This is a genomic window from Streptomyces sp. NPDC006365, assembly GCF_042870755.1.
In the GTDB taxonomy this organism is placed as follows: domain Bacteria; phylum Actinomycetota; class Actinomycetes; order Streptomycetales; family Streptomycetaceae; genus Streptomyces; species Streptomyces xiangluensis.
Window position 1 is genome coordinate 245933 of record NZ_JBIAHS010000011.1, and the last position, 15983, is coordinate 261915.

Sequence of the window (15983 nt, forward strand, 5' to 3'; positions counted from 1 at the left end):
GTGGGGCGGATGGGGGCGGAACGCGGATGACGAACGCGTCAATGGTGCCGGCCGGGACGACGATCGGCGCGGTCAACGGGCTGACGGCGCGGTGGGCCGAGGCGGCGACGGGCGGCACCGTCTTCTCTGCCGCCGGGGTCTGGCCGTTGCTCGCCTTTCTGGCGGACGGCGCGGGTGGCGCAGCGCGCGCGGAGCTGGCCGAGGCGGTGGGGCGGCCGGCCGAGGAAGCGGCTTGTGCGGGGCGGGAGTTGATGGGTGCCCTGGGCATGGTGCGAGGGCTGGACTCGGCTCTGGGACTGTGGACCAGGCGGACGCTGGAGCTGCGGGCGGAGTGGGCGAAAGGGCTGCCCGCTCAGACGCACGGGGTGCTCACAGGGGACGAGGCCACCGATCGCGCGGCGTTGGACGGATGGGCGGCGCAGCGCACTGGTGGGCTGGTCGAGCGCATGCCGGTCGTGCTGACGCCGGACACCGAGCTGGTCCTGGCGAGTGCGCTGGCCATGCGTACGCAGTGGCTGCGCCCCTTCAAGGAGTGCCCCGTGCGGGCGGCTCACGGACCATGGCGCGGGCGTACGCTCCTGGGGCTGCACCGCAGCAGCGTCCTGTTGGACCGGGTTGGCGTGGCCGAGACTCCGGAGGGGTGCGTCACGGAGGTGAAGGTGCTGGGCAGCACCGGCATCGACGTCCATCTGCTGCTCGGGGAAGAGGCGATGACGCCGGGTCAGGTGGTGGGGACTGGCATCGGCATCCTCGAGGACACGCATCCGGTCGTATCCGGTCCTCAACTCCCATACGGGGACGCGGGACCCGGGCTGCGCGTCGAGAAGGTAAGCCGTATGCGGCCCCGGCCGCCGACGCTGGACGTGACGACCGTGGCCTACGACATGACGGCGCACCACGATCTGCTGGAGCTGCACCGGATGTTCGGCCTCACGACGGCGCGCGACACCTCGCGCGGACACTTTCCCGGAATCAGCGGCTTTCCGCTGGCCGTCGGGTCGGCACGGCAGTCCACCATGGCGAGGTTCGGCGCGCTGGGCTTCCGTGCGGCGGCGGTGACGGCCATCGCCGCTGCTCCCGGCAGCGCACCGCCTGAACGCCGCTACGTGACCACCAGGATCGACGCCCGCTTCGACCGCCCCTTCGCCTTCCTCGCCGTCCACCGCCGCTCGCGCCTCGTCCTCGCGGCGGGCTGGGTCACGGACCCGAAGCCGTACCGCGAGGACGAGGGTTACTGATGTTGCGTCATTGACGTTGGGCTGCCGAGGATCGGCTCCTGACGAGGCTCAGAACTGGAGCGCCCAGGAGTCGATCCGTCCTGTGTCCTGCGCCGCGTTGTCGCTGACCCTGAGCTTCCACGTGCCGTTCGCGACCTCTGACGAGGCGTTCACGGTGTACGTGGTGTTGATGTTGTCGGCGGAGCCGCCCGTGCCGTACGCCTTCAGCGTGTAGGCGGTGCCGTCGGGGGCGATCAGCTGGACCTGGAGGTCGCCGATGTATGTGTGGACGATGCTGACCGGGACGCTCAGGGCCGAGGGTGCGTTGCCCGTGACGCCGGTGACCACGAGCGGTGACTCGACCGTGGCGTTGTCGCTGATCGTGTAGTCGCCGCCGTTCTCGAAGCGCGAGCCGGTGGGCGGCGGGGTGGTGCCGCCGCTGCCAACGCGCAGGAGGCGGTTGGGCGAGCCGGTGCCGGGGCTGGTGACCACTCCGGTGGTGGCGGAGTTGACCAGTGCGGTCTGGACGGCGGCCGGGGTGGCGGTGGGGTTGTCCGCCAGGTGGAGGGCGGCGGCTCCGGCGACATGGGGGGTAGCCATGGACGTACCGGAGATGGTGTTCGTCGCGCTGTCGCTCGTGGCCCAGGTGGACGTGATGGAGGAGCCCGGGGCGAAGAGGTCCAGGACGGTGCCGAAGTTCGAGTAACTGGCCCTGGCGTCGGTGCTGGTGGTGGCGCCGACGGTGATCGCCTCGGTGACGCGGGCGGGTGAACGGGTCGAGGCGTTCGTCGACTCGTTGCCGGCCGCCACGGCGTAGGTGACACCGGAGGCGATGGAGTTGCGTACGGCGGTGTCGATCGCGGTGTCCGTGGGGCCGCCGAGGCTCATATTGGCGACGGCCGGCTTGACGGCGTTGCTCGTCACCCAGTCGATGCCCGCGACGACCTGCGCGGTGGTGCCCTGGCCTGAGTTGTTGAGTACGCGCACGCCGACGATCTTCGCCTTCTTGGCCACGCCGTACGCGGTGCCCGCGACCGTGCCCGCGACATGCGTGCCGTGGCCGTGGCCGTCCTGGGCGGTGTTGTCGTTGTCGACGGCGTCGTAGCCGTTGGCCGCCCGGCCGCCGAAGTCGGTGTGGGTGATGCGGACACCGGTGTCGATGATGTAGGCGGTGACGCCCTCACCCGCGGTGTCGTCGTACGTGTAGCTCTGGTTGAGCGGGAGGGCCGCCTGGTCGATGCGGTCCAGGCCCCAGGAGGGCGGACTGGGCTGGGTCGCGGTGATCGTGAAGGTGCGGTTCTGGACGACGGAGGCTACAGCCGGGTCGGCGGCGAACCTCTTCGCCTCGGCCTCGGTGGCCTCGACGGCGTAACCGTTCAGCGCCTTCTTGTACGTACGCTCGATCTTGGCGCCGTACTCCTTGGCGAGTGCCCTCCCCTCCGCGGAACCGGCTTTCGCGGCGTCCGCGTCGAGGGTCACGATGTAGCTGTTCGCGATCGTCCCGGGTGCGTCTGCGTACTGGACGGGGCCCACGGGGGCCGCGGCGGCCTGGGCGGGGAGAGCGGTGACAAGGCCGGCGACAAGGGCCGTCGCGCTGATTCCGGTGCCGATTCCGGCAAGTCTTCGACGGGCATGACGCATCACTGCCATCTGAGGGATCCTCCTCAATCGGTGGCGCGCTTGTGGGGGGTGGTGCCGGTGGAGCACACGCAGGTGGTGCGGGCTGGTGCGGGCACACAAAAGAAGACAGGGTCATGCCAAGTTCGGGGACAACCCTGTGCTTCAGCCGAAAGATTGAGGCTTCCACAGGAATTGCACAAGAGCCCTGCACGGACGTAACACAGGCGCCATATGCCAGTCATGACACAACGTCATAAACGACGCCGCGGGGCGCTCATGTGACGGTGGCCAGCCGCTGCTGCTCCTCCTCGACTATGCGGCGGGCCAGGGTGCCGTCCGAGACGTCGACGGCGTCCGGGGTCGCCTCGGCGACATCGCTGCGGCGGGCGTACGCGTCGAAGAGGCGGGCCTTGTTCTCCAGGATGCGCAGCAGGCGGTCGTCCACGCTGTCCGTGGCGAGGAGGCGGTGCACCTGGACCGGGCGGACCTGGCCCATACGGTGGGCGCGGGCGACGGCCTGGTGCTCCAGGGTGGGCTTGACCTGCGGCTCGCAGAGGATCACGACGGACGCCGCCTGGAGGTTGAGGCCGACACCGCCGGCCTCTATCTGGCAGAGCAGTACGGCGTGACCGGAGGCGGCCGTGAACTCGTCGACCAGCTGCTGCCGGCGAGCGGCCGGCACACCACCGGACAATGGCCCCAACGCGCCATCGCCCAGGGCTTGCCGGACCACACCGAGCACGTCCCGGAAGTACGAGAAGACGACCACCTTGAGCCCGTTCTCAGCGGCCTCGGACACCAGCTCGCGCAGGCGTTGCAGCTTCGCGGACCGCTCGGCGTCCGCATACGCGGCTCTGCGCATCGCCATGAAGTTCCCGGCGGCGACCGCGTCGCGGTACGCCTCCTGGTCGGCGGCGCTGAACTCCTCCCACTCGTCGACCTGGAGCAGCGCGGGCAGTTCGGTGAGTACCTCCTGCTGGTTGCGGCGCAGATAGGCGGGGGCGACGGACTTGCGGAACGTGTGCGGGCCCTCCCCCACTCTCGGCTTCGCTCGAGCGGGGGGACCCCCACCCGCGTCGCCTCCCTGGATGTGGGGCACCAGCTGGGGCTGGAGGTAGCGGACGAGCGTACGGAACTCCTGGACGCGGTTCTCCATCGGAGTACCCGTCAGGAACAGGACCCGCTCGCACCGGTCGGTCCAGGTGGCGACGGCGCGGGATCGGCGCGCGTCGGGATTCTTCACGTAGTGGGCCTCGTCGACGACGAGTGCCGCCGGGGGCGCGGTCGCTCTGTCCGGCGCGGGCAGGCTGTGCAGCACGTCGAAGGTGGTGACGGCGACTCCGCCGCGCTCACGCCACTCCCCGTACGCGTGCTGCCGCTCGGGACCGTGCACGGGCATCGCCCGAAGGGTGCTGCGCGCGCGGATCTCGCGGGTCCAGTTGATCAGTACGCTCGCCGGGCAGATCACCAGGAAGTGACTGTGTCCCTGCGCCGCCAGGTGCGCGAGCACGGCGATGGCCTGGACCGTCTTGCCGAGCCCCATCTCGTCACCGAGCACCACCCGCCGCTGTGCGAGCGCGAACCGCGCACCGAAGGACTGGTAACCGCGCAGCGAGACTCGGCGATGGGTGTCGTCGAGCCCCTGCGCATGCACCCGCTCGGCGACCTCCGCCGGCAGAAAGCCCTCGGCGGCCGCTACGTCGGGAGCGCTGCCTGCGACTTCGGCGAGCTGGCTGTAGTACTCCGTGGAACGCAGCTCGAAGTCGACCCACGCCTCGGCCTCTGAGGCGGACTCGCGCAGCAGATCGGTGGAGGCCTGCGCCAGCAGCAGTCGTACGTCCCCGGAATCGGCCGTCAGCTCATGCAGTTCCGCGACCGCGACGAGCGCGCTCTCCCGCCGGGCCTTCGTGGACAGCGCCATCCGCAGCCGCCCACCGGCGGGCCGGGCCGCCGGAAGCAGCACCTTCAGCCTCCGGTCCAGCCGCTCGGCTGCGTCCACGGCTCGGCGCAACTCGGGCCCCGCCTCGACGAGCCGCCGCAGCGCGATCACAAGAGCGGTGGTCCGGGGCTCCGGGTGATCGACATCGATCCGTACGGACACCGTCTCCTCGACCGCCCGGGCGATCTGCCGGGCCGCGGCGAGCGCCTGATCGGCGGTCTGCGCACCGACCCCCGGAATCTGCCGCAACTCATACCGGCTCGCCTCATACACCTCCCGCACGGACCCGACCCCGGCCGCCTCCAGGGCAGCGAGCCGCAACCGCCCCTCGGTGGCGTCCTTCAGCCGCGAAACGGGAATGCCCGCCAACTCCTCGACGACAAGCTCGGCTTGGATCGGCGCAAGCGCGGCACGGATCTCATCGACTGCCCGCCGGTGATCGTCGAGCACGGCCCGAGCGTCCTGCTGCAGCCGCTCCCCTCGCGCCAGCACGTGGCGCGCCTTCCGCCCCACGGGCGCGAACACGGGGCCGCCGTTCGCCCCCTCGCCGTGTGCCATGCCGCCCCTTTTTCTGCCCCGTACTTGCGCTGTTCCCAGGCCGTTGCCGCGCCGTCTCACGCGATGAGGGCCATCCTTCCACGGGGGTCTGACAGTGGCGGTCGGTCTCGGAGGCGGTGGTACGTGCGCCACGTGGCCGCCATCTCCTGGGCGGGGCACGGCACTTCCACCAGTGGCGACCGGGGCCAGTCCCAAGGGCACCCGACGGTCACAGCCGTCGCATACGTAAGGTGTGAACCATGTCGGCCGAATCCCCTCTGATACAGAGCCTGCGTTCGGCCGTTGCGGCCGCGCCCGATGACGTACCGCTGCGGCTGCACTTGGCCGAACTGCTCCTGACCGCGGGGCACTTCGATGCAGCGGTCACGGAGGCGGCCGTAGCGCTGCAGCACGCGCCGGCTGATGCTCAGGCGCGTGAGCTCATGGTCCGGGCCATGGGCGGAACCGCAGCCGCACCGAGCGAGGCGCCCGCTGGTCCACTGGCACCGGCCTCCGCCACCGCACCACCGCCAGGGGTCCCCCCGTCCGAACGGCCCCCGGCCCCCGCCCCGGAATCCCGCGACGGCTACGACTGGCGGGCCGCCGAGGAAGAGGTCGGCGATCTCGTCCCGCCCCGCTTCGTCGAGGCCCCACTCACAGTCGACGGCAGCGGCGACCCGGGTGACGCGACCGCATGGGACACGGAAGCGCCGGGCACCGTGCGCCTGGCAGACGTCGGTGGCATGAAGGAGGTCAAGGACCGTCTCGAGGCGGCCTTCCTCGCACCGATGCGCAATCCCGAACTGCGCAAGCTGTACGGCAAGTCCCTGCGCGGCGGACTGCTGCTGTACGGGCCGCCCGGCTGCGGCAAGACCTTCATCGCCCGCGCGATCGCCGGGGAACTCGGGGCGAGTTTCCTGTCGGTGTCGGTCAATGACGTGCTCGACATGTGGATCGGCAACTCCGAGCGCAACATGCACGAGATCTTCGCCAACGCCCGCCGCCAAGCCCCCTGCGTGGTCTTCCTCGACGAGCTGGACGCACTGGGCGGCAAGCGCAGCCGCACACAGAACAGCGGCATGCGCAACACCGTCAACCAGCTGCTCACCGAGCTGGACGGCATCGACGCGGCCGCCAATGACGGCGTGTTCGTGCTGGCGGCCACCAACGTGCCCTGGGACGTGGACATCGCCCTGCGCCGCCCCGGCCGCCTGGACCGCACCCTGCTCGTGCTGCCGCCCGACGCACCCGCCCGCGAGGCGATCCTCCGCTACCACCTGCGTGAACGTCCCGTGGAGAACGTCGACTTGGGCAAGCTGGTCAAGGCCACGGAGGGACTGTCCGGGGCCGACCTGGCCCACCTGTGCGAGGCCGCAGCCGAGCGGGCCCTGCTCGATTCGGCCCGCACCGGCACCGTGCGCATGATCGGCATGAAGGACCTGCTGGCCGCCGCCAAGGAGACCGTGCCGTCGGCCGAGCCGTGGTTCGCCTCCGCCCGCAACGTGGCCATGTTCGCCAACGAGGGCGGCATGTACGACGACCTGGTGGCCTACCTGAAGAAGAAGCGGAAGCTATGACCACGTTGCACCCGGCCGTCGAACAGGCCCAGGCGCTCATCGACCTCGAACGCTACGAACAGGCCCAGGCGCTGTTGGGCCGGCGCCTCGCCGAAGACCCCGGCGACGTACGCGCCTGGGTCAAGATCGGCTACTGCCACCTGAACACGGAGCAGCCGCAGCAGGCGCTGGAGGCGGCCGACGAGGCCCTCGAACTCGCACCCGAGGACTACGGCGCGCTCATCCTGCGCGCTCGGACGCTGTGCGACACACCGGGCAGGGGATGGCTCGAAGCTGAGCCGGTGCTGCGCGAAGCGGTCCGCGTCGATCCGCACCACTGGTTCGGCTACGCACTGCTCGCCGACGCCGTGTGGCGGGCATCGCTGGTCCGCTACGCCAAGGCGACCGGCGCCGCGAAGGTGAGTACCCGCGAAGTCGACAGCGTCTCCCGCGAGGCGGCCGACTTGGCCATGGAGGCGCTGCGCCTGGGCCCCGAGGAGGTCTACGCCCACGAGATCGCCTGGCGCATAGCCAGCTACTCGGGCAACGAAACCGTCGCCGACCAGCTCGAACGCGCCATCCTCCAGATCAACCCCAACCACCCCGAGGCCCTGGCACGGCAGACCAGGAAAGCAGCCGGCGCCCAGGGCGTCACCGCCTCCGAAGCCGCGGACCTGTACGCCGACGCACTAGCCGCCGCGCCCGACTCCCCGTCCATGCAGCGCGAACTCGACCGGGCCACCTACCGCCTGCTGCGCGGCACCCGATGGCTCGCCCTGCTCTGCCTCGCTCTCGCCGGAACGATGCTGGACCTGTTCGCCGTCGAGGGCGAAGTGCAGCGGGATCTGCCGCTCTCACTGGGCCAACGCCTGTGGTTCCTCGTCCCCATGACCGCCATCTGGATCTTCGGCGCCCTCCTGCGCTACCGCCGCCGACGCGCCGGCGTCCGGCTGAACGTCCTCTCACTGATTCGCCGCGGCCTCTGGGCCCGGGTCACGCTGGCCCAAGGGGCCTGGGCGATGCTGTGCGCCCTGCTGATCGCGGAGATCCCGTGGACGGACCGTGCCGTACCGCAGGTGATCTTCTGGGCCGGGTTGGTGCCGACGTTCGCCACGATCTGGTTCGACCGGAGGATGACGCGCTGAGGTCGCGCCCCCTCTTCGCCCGCGTCGGAGCAATGAGTACGCGGGGCGGGTGGCGTCGGGGCGGCCTCGGGCGTGCGGAGCCGCGTACGACCTGAACGCGTCGGTCGACCGCCCGGGCGGTTACCGGCGGTGCATGGTTTCCAGGGCGGCGGCCAGGACGTGGGGGTCGTGGTGGCCCTTGTAGACCGCTGGCGGGTGCTTGTCGAGGCCGAGGAGTTGGGCCACTGCTGTCCAGGCGGTGCGTACGGAGTACTCGACGGTGAAGACGACGTCGTCCGGCACCTCGGCGAACTGCCCGATGAAGGCGAGGTTGACCGATCCCTCGGGTACGACCTTGGGCCGGTCGCCGCGGCGGCGGGACAGGAACTGGCTGGTGACATACGGCATCAGGCAGGGCACGACGGTGGAGGTCTGCAGGACGCGGGCTGCCGTCGGCTCGCCGAACGGCAGGTGGTGCAGGACCTCTTCGAGGATCTCCCGGCCGGAGCACATCGTCATCGGCTTGGGGGTGTGGTTGCCGGCTCGGCCGGGATGCAGGCCGTAGCCCCACCAGACGGAGACGCCCTCGGGCTGATCGCGGTAGACGGGCCGGCGGTTGGCGACGATGGTGAGCAGCCAGTTGGAGTCGGTGAAGGTCATCAGGCCGCCCCGGCCGGTCTCGCGGCCGCTGAACTTCTCCAGGGCGTCGAGGAAGGCGGGATCCTTGGCGGTGACGGTGAACGACGCGAAGCGGGACTCCTTGACGTGCTTGTCGAAGGCGTCCGGGTTACCGAAGTCGTCGCGTCCCCTGGCCAGGCGGTGCCAGAGCAGCCAGGCGTCCGAGCGGTGGGGAGCCGGCGGGGGCGCGGCGGTGTGCGAGCCGAGGCTGGAGGCGTCCGTCATGGAGCCGTTGGTGACCAGGACCAGGTCCTCGGGGGACACGGTGATCTTCTCGTCGAGGCCGCCCCGGGACAGGTAGATGGTGGTGACCGTGGTGCTACGGCGTCCCGGCATGAGGCCGAGGTCGGTGACGTGGCAGCCGGTGTGGACGGTGACGCCCCGTTCGCGCAGCCAGGCGGTCAGGGGGCGCACGATGGAGTCGTACTGGTTGTAGCGGGTGCGGTGGATGCCGGACAGGGAGGCGAACTCGGGGAGGAGGTGGATGAAGCGCCTGAGGTAGCGGCGGAACTCGATGGCGCTGTGCCAGGGCTGGAAGGCGAATGTGGTGCACCACAGGAACCAGAAGTTCGTGGTGAAGAAGTGCTCGCCGAAGCAGTCCGTGATCCGCTTGCCGTCCAGGTGTCCCTCGGGGGCGGCCAGGCAGCGCACCAGGTCCAGGCGGTCGTGTTCGGTGAACCCCATCGAGCGGGTGTCGACGATCTTCCCGTCGCCGTCGACGAGGCGGGCGATGTCGTCCCGGGCGAACTCCTCGTGCCCGGCCAGGATCTCCTGCGTCACCGACACCGACGGGTCGTCCAGGGTGGGGATGCCGGACAGCAGGTCGTACGTGCAGCGGTACTCGGCCTCGAACATCCGCCCGCCGCGCATGGTGTAGCCGGTGTTCGCCGTGCCGCCCGCGTCCAGGCTGCCGCCGAGGTTCCGCTGCCCTTCGAAGAGGTGGATGTCCGAACCCTGGAAACCGCCGTCGCGGATCAGGAACGTGGCCGCGGACAGCGCCGCGATGCCGCTGCCCACCAGATACGCCTTCGCCATCACACAGCTCCTCGTCCTCGTCCTCGCCCGTCGATCGGACCCACCCCACCCACGGTTCCTGACGCCGCGACCGCCGTCACTGGGCCGATGGTCACCGCCTTACGGCCCGCCCGGACCTGATATCGCGGCGCCCCCGTCCCGTGGACGGACGTGGACGGCACGGCGGGCCGACCAGGTACCACTGCGACCCCACGCGGGCTTTGCCCTCGAGGTCCGTCGGGCCCTTTGGCCGTATCGCTGCGGCCATACGGTGGAGAGGTGATCAGCCGTCCCTGTGGGAGGAGAACCACGTGGAGATCGTCGCGTACGGCGTCCTCGCGGACGAACAGCCGCTGCTGCGGGACGCGTTCGACCGGGAGTTCGGCGCCGCGCATGACCTGCGCTGTCTGGGGCTGTTCTTGAACCGGGACACCGCCCCCATCGCGGCGGGGCATGAGGTGGTGCTCAGCAGCGTCAACGACACCCTGGACGCCGAGGTGCTGCGCGCGCTGGCCAAGGGCGGCACCAGGATGATCGCCCAGCGGGCCACCGGCTACAACAACATCGACCTGACGGCCGCCGAGGAGTTGGGGCTGACGGTGGCGCGGGTGTCGTACTACTCGCCGTACTCGGTGGCCGAGTTCGCCTGGGCGCTCGCGCTCGCCGTCGACCGGCGGATCGTGCGGGCCGCGCACCGCACGCGGGAGTTCGACTTCCGGCTCGACGGACTGATCGGCCGCGACCTGCACGGGCGGACCGCGGGGGTGGTGGGCACGGGGAAGATCGGGGCCGCGTTCGCGCGGATCGCGCACGGCTTCGGGATGCGGCTGCTGGGCTGGGACGTCGCCGAGAACCCCGACTGCCTGGCCCTGGGCATGCAGTACGTCGAGAGGGAGCGCCTGTTCGCCGAGGCGGACCTGGTCAGCCTGCACGTACCGCTGCTGCCGGACACCCACCACCTTGTCGACGCCCGCGCCCTGGCCCTGATGAAGGACGACGCGATCCTGGTCAACTCCAGCCGCGGCGGCCTCGTGGACACCGACGCGCTGCTGGAGACGCTGCGCGCGGGACGGCTGAGCGGTGTCGGTCTGGACGTGTACGAGGAGGAGGCCGGCGTGTTCTTCCTCGACAAGTCCCTTGAGGTGATGACCGACGAACGCCTCGCCCGCCTGATGACCTTCAACAACGTCCTGGTCACCTCGCACCAGGCCTACTTCACCCGGGACGCCGTCGGCCAGATCGCCGCCACCACCGTGGGCAACGTCGCGGACCACTTCGCCGACCGTACCAATGACAACACCCTCGTCTCCCGGGGCCAGACCGGCACGGTGCGGTGACCGGACGCCTTCCCGCACCGGGACGGCTGACGAGGCCGTCAGGGGCAGACTCCTGGCGCGAGGCGACCGGCCCCAGCCATGGGGCCGAACGGCACCACCGGGGAAGCCCGCGCGGCGCGACGCCCCGTCCGGGACGTCCTGTGGCTGCCGCCTGTCCAACGGGCCCGGGGAAGAGGCCGTTGCCTGCCCCGTACCGGCCGGCCGACAGGGCCCACCGGCCCCGGTCGGGGACCTGCGGCCCCTGCACCACCGGCCCGCACACCACCACGCTGGAATCACATCCCCATTGAGGAGGCAGAAGCCATGGTCCGCACTGTTGTCGTAGGTCTCGACGGCTCGGCCGAGAGCCGTGCCGCCGCCGAGTGGGCGGCCCGTGAGGCGAAGCGGCGTTTCCTTCCGCTCAAGCTGGTCCATGTCTGGGAGCCGGTCCCCGCGCCCATGGCCATGGCGCCGCTCCTCGGTGGTGAGGCGCAGTCCGAAGGCTGGGGAAGGATCGCGTGCGAAGTGGTCGAAGCGCTCCGTCTGCGTCACCCCGGACTGGACGTAACCGTGGAGCAGGTGCCCGGTCGGCCCGCCGAGGTGCTGACTCAGGCGGCGAAGGACGCCGAGCTGTTGGCTCTCGGCTCCCGGGGGCTGAGCGGCATCGGAGGCTTCCTCGTCGGCTCCGTCGGCCAGGCCGTCGTGGCGCAGGCCGAGCAGCCGGTGGTCCTCGTGCGGGCCGGGGGGCAGGCCGCGGACGGGCATGCGATGGATCCGTCCGCCGTCCCGTTCGCTGCGGACCTGTCCGAGCCCGTCGTCCTCGGACTCGACACCGACCACCCCGATGACACGCTGCTCACCTTCGCCTTCGAGGCGGCTGCCCGCCGTGTCACGCCCCTGCGGGTCGTCCACGCCTGGGACCTGCCGCCGTACTTCGCCTACGGCCTGCCCGCAGACCCCGAGCTCAACGCCGTGCTGGCCAAGCAGGACGCTGCCACGCTGGCCGAGGTGCTGCACCGCTGGAAGGAGAAGTACCCGGCCGTGCATGTCGTTGAGGAATCCCGTTCCGGCAGTCCCGCCGCCCAGCTGGTCGACGCCTCCCGCGGGGCCTCCCTCGTCGTCGTCGGCCGCCGGATCCGCCGCGGCCTGCTCGGCACGCACATCGGCCCTGTCACGCACGCCGTGCTGCACCACGCCACGGCTCCCGTCGCCGTCGTCGCGCACGACTGAACTCACCGCTCCTGAGGAGGAGCGGCTGAGAGGGGGTGTGCATCGTGGGTACGTCACTGACGCCGGAGTTCTGGAGGCTGTTCGCCATCCTCCTGGGGATCTCCATGGCGGTCACCTATGTGCTCGGCGCCGCGCTCGATGCGCTGGCGCTACGGGCCTTACGGGCCCTACGTGCACAACGGCGCCGCAGCCGTCGCCGGTCGACGGCCACGCGGACGACCGGGGGGTCGGGTCGACCGCGGAGGGCTCTGGTACGTCACTGAGCCACGCGAGTACGGAGGTACGGAGCGCACGTTGTGGGGCTGGAGTTGGGGCCGAACGGGTCCAGGAAGGGCCTGTACGGCCCCTGCGCAGAAGGCTGTTCCTGCACAAGGCTCGTACCGGGAGAGCAATACAGGCTCGGACGGAGGAGGTAGACGGCATGCTTCGGCACGTCACCGTGGGAGTTGACGGTTCCACCGAGAGCCTTGCGGCCGCGCACTGGGCGGCCCGGGAAGCCCTGCGTCGCGGAACCTCGTTGAGGCTGGTGCACGCGTGGAAGTGGCACCCCCGCCCGGCCTCCTCCGTACCGGCAGGCACGAGCGAGCACGAGTGGGCCCAGCAGACTCTGGACCGAGCGGTCGGCAGCGTGCGTGCCGCGCACCCGGGACTGCAGATCGTCGACGAGGTGGTGGCCGACTCCGCGGTCGACGCCCTGCTCGCGGCGGCCGAGGAGGCGGAGCTCCTGGTGCTCGGTTCCCGCGGGCTCAGCGGTGCCGTGGGATTCCTGGTCGGCTCGGTGTCCCAGCGGGTCGTCGCCAGGTCGCCGCGCCCCGTCGTGCTCGTCCGCGCGGGCGAGACCTCCGCCGACGAACACCTTCCGGCACCTGACGGTGTCTCGCCGGAGGAGATCCCCGAGATCCCGTACCGCGATGTCGTTCTCGGACTGGACACCCGGCGCCCCTGCGACGAGTTGATCGAGTTCGCCTTCGAGGCCGCCCGCCGCTACGGCTCCGCACTGCACGTGATCCACGCCTTCAGCGTTCCGTCGGCCGACGGCGCCGACCTGCACGCGGTCACAGGGTCCGGGCCGGAGCTCCTCGCGGCACGGGAACGCGCCGTCATCGCGACGCTGCGGCCGTGGTGCGAGAAGTTCCCCGGGATCTCCGTGACCGAGACCGTCTCCGAAGGCAGGGCGGCCACGGCACTGGTGCGCGCGTCGTCCGGAGCTTCCCTCGTCGTGGTGGGGCGCCGCACACGGGACAGCCACCTCGGCACGCACATCGGACCCGTGACGCACGCGGCGTTGCACCACGTCAGCTGCCCCGTCGCCGTCGTACCGCACGCCTGAACCGGCGCCCCGGACGCTCCCGAACAAGGCCGTACCTCTCTCGCCACCCTGGAGGACCGAACCGTGCGCATCGTCATCGCCCTCGGCGGCAACGCCCTGCTGCGCCGGGGTGATCGCCCCGACGCGGCCGTACAGCGGGCGAACATCGACCGGGTGGCCACCGCCGTCGCCGGCCTCGCCCTCGAACACGAGGTCGTCATCACCCATGGCAACGAGCCGCAGATCGGCCTCCTCGCCATGGAGAGCGCGGCCGACCCGGTCCTGACCGCCCCCTATCCGCTGGACCTCCTGGGCGCCCAGACCGAGGGCCTGATCGGCTCACTGCTGGTCCGAGCCCTGTACGACGCGCTGCCCGGCCACAAGATCGCCGCACTCGTCACCCACACCCTGGTACGGGCCGACGATCCGGCCTTCGCGCGGCCCACGAAGCGCGTCGGCCCCGTGTACCCCCGGGACGTCGCCCGCTCCCTCGCACGAAGGCGCGGCTGGCACATCGCCAAGGACGCCGCCGGGTGGCGCCAGGTCGTCGCGTCACCCGCGCCCGAGGGAATCGTCGAGACCGAGACCATCCACGACCTGCTCACCTGCGGCGTTCTGGTCATCTGCGCCGGCGGCGGAGGCGTTCCCGTCACCGCCGACAGCGACACCGGCGCCCTGCGCGGAGTGGACGCGGTCATCGACAAGGACCTCACCGCGGCCCTGCTCGCCGAGGACCTCAAGGCCGACTTCCTGCTCATCCTCACCGACGTACCGAACGTCTACACCGGCTACGGCACCGCCGACCAGCACCCCGTCCTGGACGCCACCCCGGACGACCTGCGCCGTGCCGGCTTCCCCGACTGCTCGATGGGACCCAAGACGGAGGCCGCCGCCCGGTTCGTCGAACGCACCGGCGGCCTGGCCGCGATCGGTGCCCTCGACGCGGCGTACGAGATCGTCCACGGCAGATCGGGAACGCTCGTCCGCCCCGACCTTGCCATCGGCTGAACTCCGTCGTCCGCTTCGCCCACCGGGGCACCGAGTGGGCCGACCGGGTCGAGGTCAACAGGGCCGTCGCCTACCGCATCCACTACGACACCGGCCGCAACCGCTGGTATGTGACCGCTGCCTGGCAGTCTCCGCCGACCCGGATCATCCCGCTGGAGTCCGCCCTCGCCGACGGGGTGATCGCGGTGGACACCAACGCCGATCACCTGGCCGCCTGGCGCCTCGACGTGCACGGCAACCCGGTCGGCAATCCCCGGCACTTCTTCTACGACCTGTCCGGCACCGCGGATCACCGCGACGCGCAGGTCCGGCACGCCCTGACCCGGCTGCTGCACTGGGCGAAGGCCTGCGGCGTGGCCGCGATCGCCGTCGAAGATCTGGACTTCACCGCGGAGAAGACCCGTGAGAAGCACGGACGCCGCAAGCGGTTCAGGCAGCTGATCTCCGGCATGCCCACCGGCAGACTGCGGGCCCGGCTGTCCTCGATGGCCGACGCCATCGGCATCGCGATCATCGCGGTCGACCCCGCGTACACCTCGAAGTGGGGCGCCCAGCACTGGCAAAAGCCCCTCACCAGTAAGAACCGCACCACCACACGCCACGACGCAGCCGCCGTGGCGATCGGCAGGCGCGCCCAGGGACACCCGATCCGGCGACGGACGGCACCGCCCCCACAGCACCGGAGTGATGCGGTGGGGCATCGGACCGTCAGGCCTCATCGGGCGTTCCGGGGCGTGAGGGACCCCGCCCCCGCATCCCCGGACCACGGACACGATCCGCTGGCGCCGGGTGCGGAGCGAACGCGGGGAACCAGAACGCCCAACACCGTTCGGGGCGTTCGGCTGAGCACGGGTCCTGGCAGCAGGACTCACTCCCGCTCAGTCCCTAGGAACGGTTCAGCGCCCCGGTAGGTCACCGTGACCCGGTCCCCCGCCCTCGCGAAACGGCGTGCCGTGGCCAGCCCGATCCCCCTGTTCCCCCCGGTCACGAGAACCGACCGAGCCGGTGCCTGTTCCATCGTCCCCTCCGTTCCTCTTCCGCTGTGCCCGTGCTTTCGCCGCTTCCGACGTTCCCGTTCCGCTGTTCCCGCTGTTGACGTCCCGCGCGCGCAGCCCGACGACGGACACGGCGAACCCGGCGAGGGCCAGTACGGCGGTCCAGAACGTGGCCGCGTACATCGCGTCGAGGAAGGCGCGGTCGGCCGCGGCCGCCAGTTCGGGCAGACGCAGCGAACCGGCCAGCGAGCGTGCCGCCTCGGCCGAGGTCCGGGCCTGCTCTTCGGCGCTCGCCGTCAACCCCTGGGCGTCACCCGGCAGTTCGGCGTCCGCCATCCGCGCCCGGTACACCCCGGAGAGGACCGAGCCGGCCATCGCCACGCCGAGCGTCCCGCCCACCTGCCGTGTCACGCTGTTGACGGCCGATCCGGCGCCCGCGA

Annotated in this window: 10 protein-coding genes and 2 pseudogenes; 8 read left to right on the top strand and 4 right to left on the bottom strand. The window is 71.0% G+C overall.

Going from position 1 to position 15983, the window contains the following annotated elements:
• The first annotated feature begins 26 nt into the window (after window positions 1–26).
• Window positions 27–1238: a serpin family protein gene (locus tag ACFYO0_RS28405; protein WP_388681552.1), complete on the top strand. Its 1212-nt coding sequence runs from the start codon at window positions 27–29 to the stop codon at window positions 1236–1238.
• A gap of 48 nt (window positions 1239–1286) precedes the next feature.
• Here the strand turns inward: ACFYO0_RS28405 and ACFYO0_RS28410 are convergent, their stop codons facing one another.
• Together ACFYO0_RS28410 and ACFYO0_RS28415 are read right to left on the bottom strand one after the other, a co-directional pair.
• Window positions 1287–2867, bottom strand: coding sequence for a S8 family serine peptidase (locus ACFYO0_RS28410; protein WP_388681554.1), 1581 nt, complete (start codon window positions 2865–2867; stop codon window positions 1287–1289).
• A gap of 244 nt (window positions 2868–3111) precedes the next feature.
• The gene (locus tag ACFYO0_RS28415; protein WP_388681556.1) at window positions 3112–5334 is read right to left on the bottom strand and encodes a DEAD/DEAH box helicase; all 2223 of its coding nucleotides are present in this window, start codon (window positions 5332–5334) and stop codon (window positions 3112–3114) included.
• Window positions 5335–5573: 239 nt separating this feature from the next.
• Between ACFYO0_RS28415 and ACFYO0_RS28420 the strand changes: the two genes are divergently transcribed.
• Window positions 5574–6890, top strand: coding sequence for an AAA family ATPase (locus ACFYO0_RS28420; RefSeq protein ID WP_388681558.1), 1317 nt, complete (start codon window positions 5574–5576; stop codon window positions 6888–6890).
• Entirely contained in the window at window positions 6887–8014 is a 1128-nt protein-coding gene (locus ACFYO0_RS28425; RefSeq protein WP_388681561.1) for a tetratricopeptide repeat protein, read from the top strand. The genes ACFYO0_RS28420 and ACFYO0_RS28425 overlap by 4 nt, the downstream gene beginning before the upstream one ends.
• Before the next feature lie 120 nt (window positions 8015–8134).
• On the opposite strand, the gene ACFYO0_RS28430 is transcribed toward ACFYO0_RS28425, so the two are convergent.
• On the bottom strand, window positions 8135–9706 hold the full coding sequence (locus tag ACFYO0_RS28430; RefSeq protein ID WP_388681564.1) for an oleate hydratase: 1572 nt from the start codon (window positions 9704–9706) through the stop codon (window positions 8135–8137).
• A 290-nt stretch (window positions 9707–9996) separates the two neighbouring features.
• Between ACFYO0_RS28430 and ACFYO0_RS28435 the strand changes: the two genes are divergently transcribed.
• The 5 genes and pseudogenes from ACFYO0_RS28435 to ACFYO0_RS28455 all read left to right on the top strand — a co-directional run.
• Window positions 9997–11022, top strand: coding sequence for a 2-hydroxyacid dehydrogenase (locus ACFYO0_RS28435; protein WP_388681567.1), 1026 nt, complete (start codon window positions 9997–9999; stop codon window positions 11020–11022).
• Between the two features lie 303 nt (window positions 11023–11325).
• On the top strand, window positions 11326–12231 hold the full coding sequence (locus ACFYO0_RS28440; RefSeq protein WP_388681570.1) for a universal stress protein: 906 nt from the start codon (window positions 11326–11328) through the stop codon (window positions 12229–12231).
• Between the two features lie 421 nt (window positions 12232–12652).
• A complete protein-coding gene (locus tag ACFYO0_RS28445) occupies window positions 12653–13561 on the top strand; it encodes a universal stress protein (RefSeq protein ID WP_388681572.1) in 909 nt (302 codons plus the stop codon).
• 63 nt (window positions 13562–13624) lie between these two features.
• Complete coding sequence (locus tag ACFYO0_RS28450; protein ID WP_388681575.1) at window positions 13625–14548, top strand: carbamate kinase; 924 nt, start codon at window positions 13625–13627, stop codon at window positions 14546–14548.
• Window positions 14549–14556: 8 nt separating this feature from the next.
• Window positions 14557–15437: pseudogene (locus ACFYO0_RS28455) on the top strand (IS200/IS605 family accessory protein TnpB-related protein); the annotation flags it as partial.
• 3 nt (window positions 15438–15440) lie between these two features.
• Here the strand turns inward: ACFYO0_RS28455 and ACFYO0_RS28460 are convergent.
• Window positions 15441–15566: pseudogene (locus ACFYO0_RS28460) on the bottom strand (SDR family NAD(P)-dependent oxidoreductase); the annotation flags it as partial.
• Window positions 15567–15983: the final 417 nt, after the last annotated feature.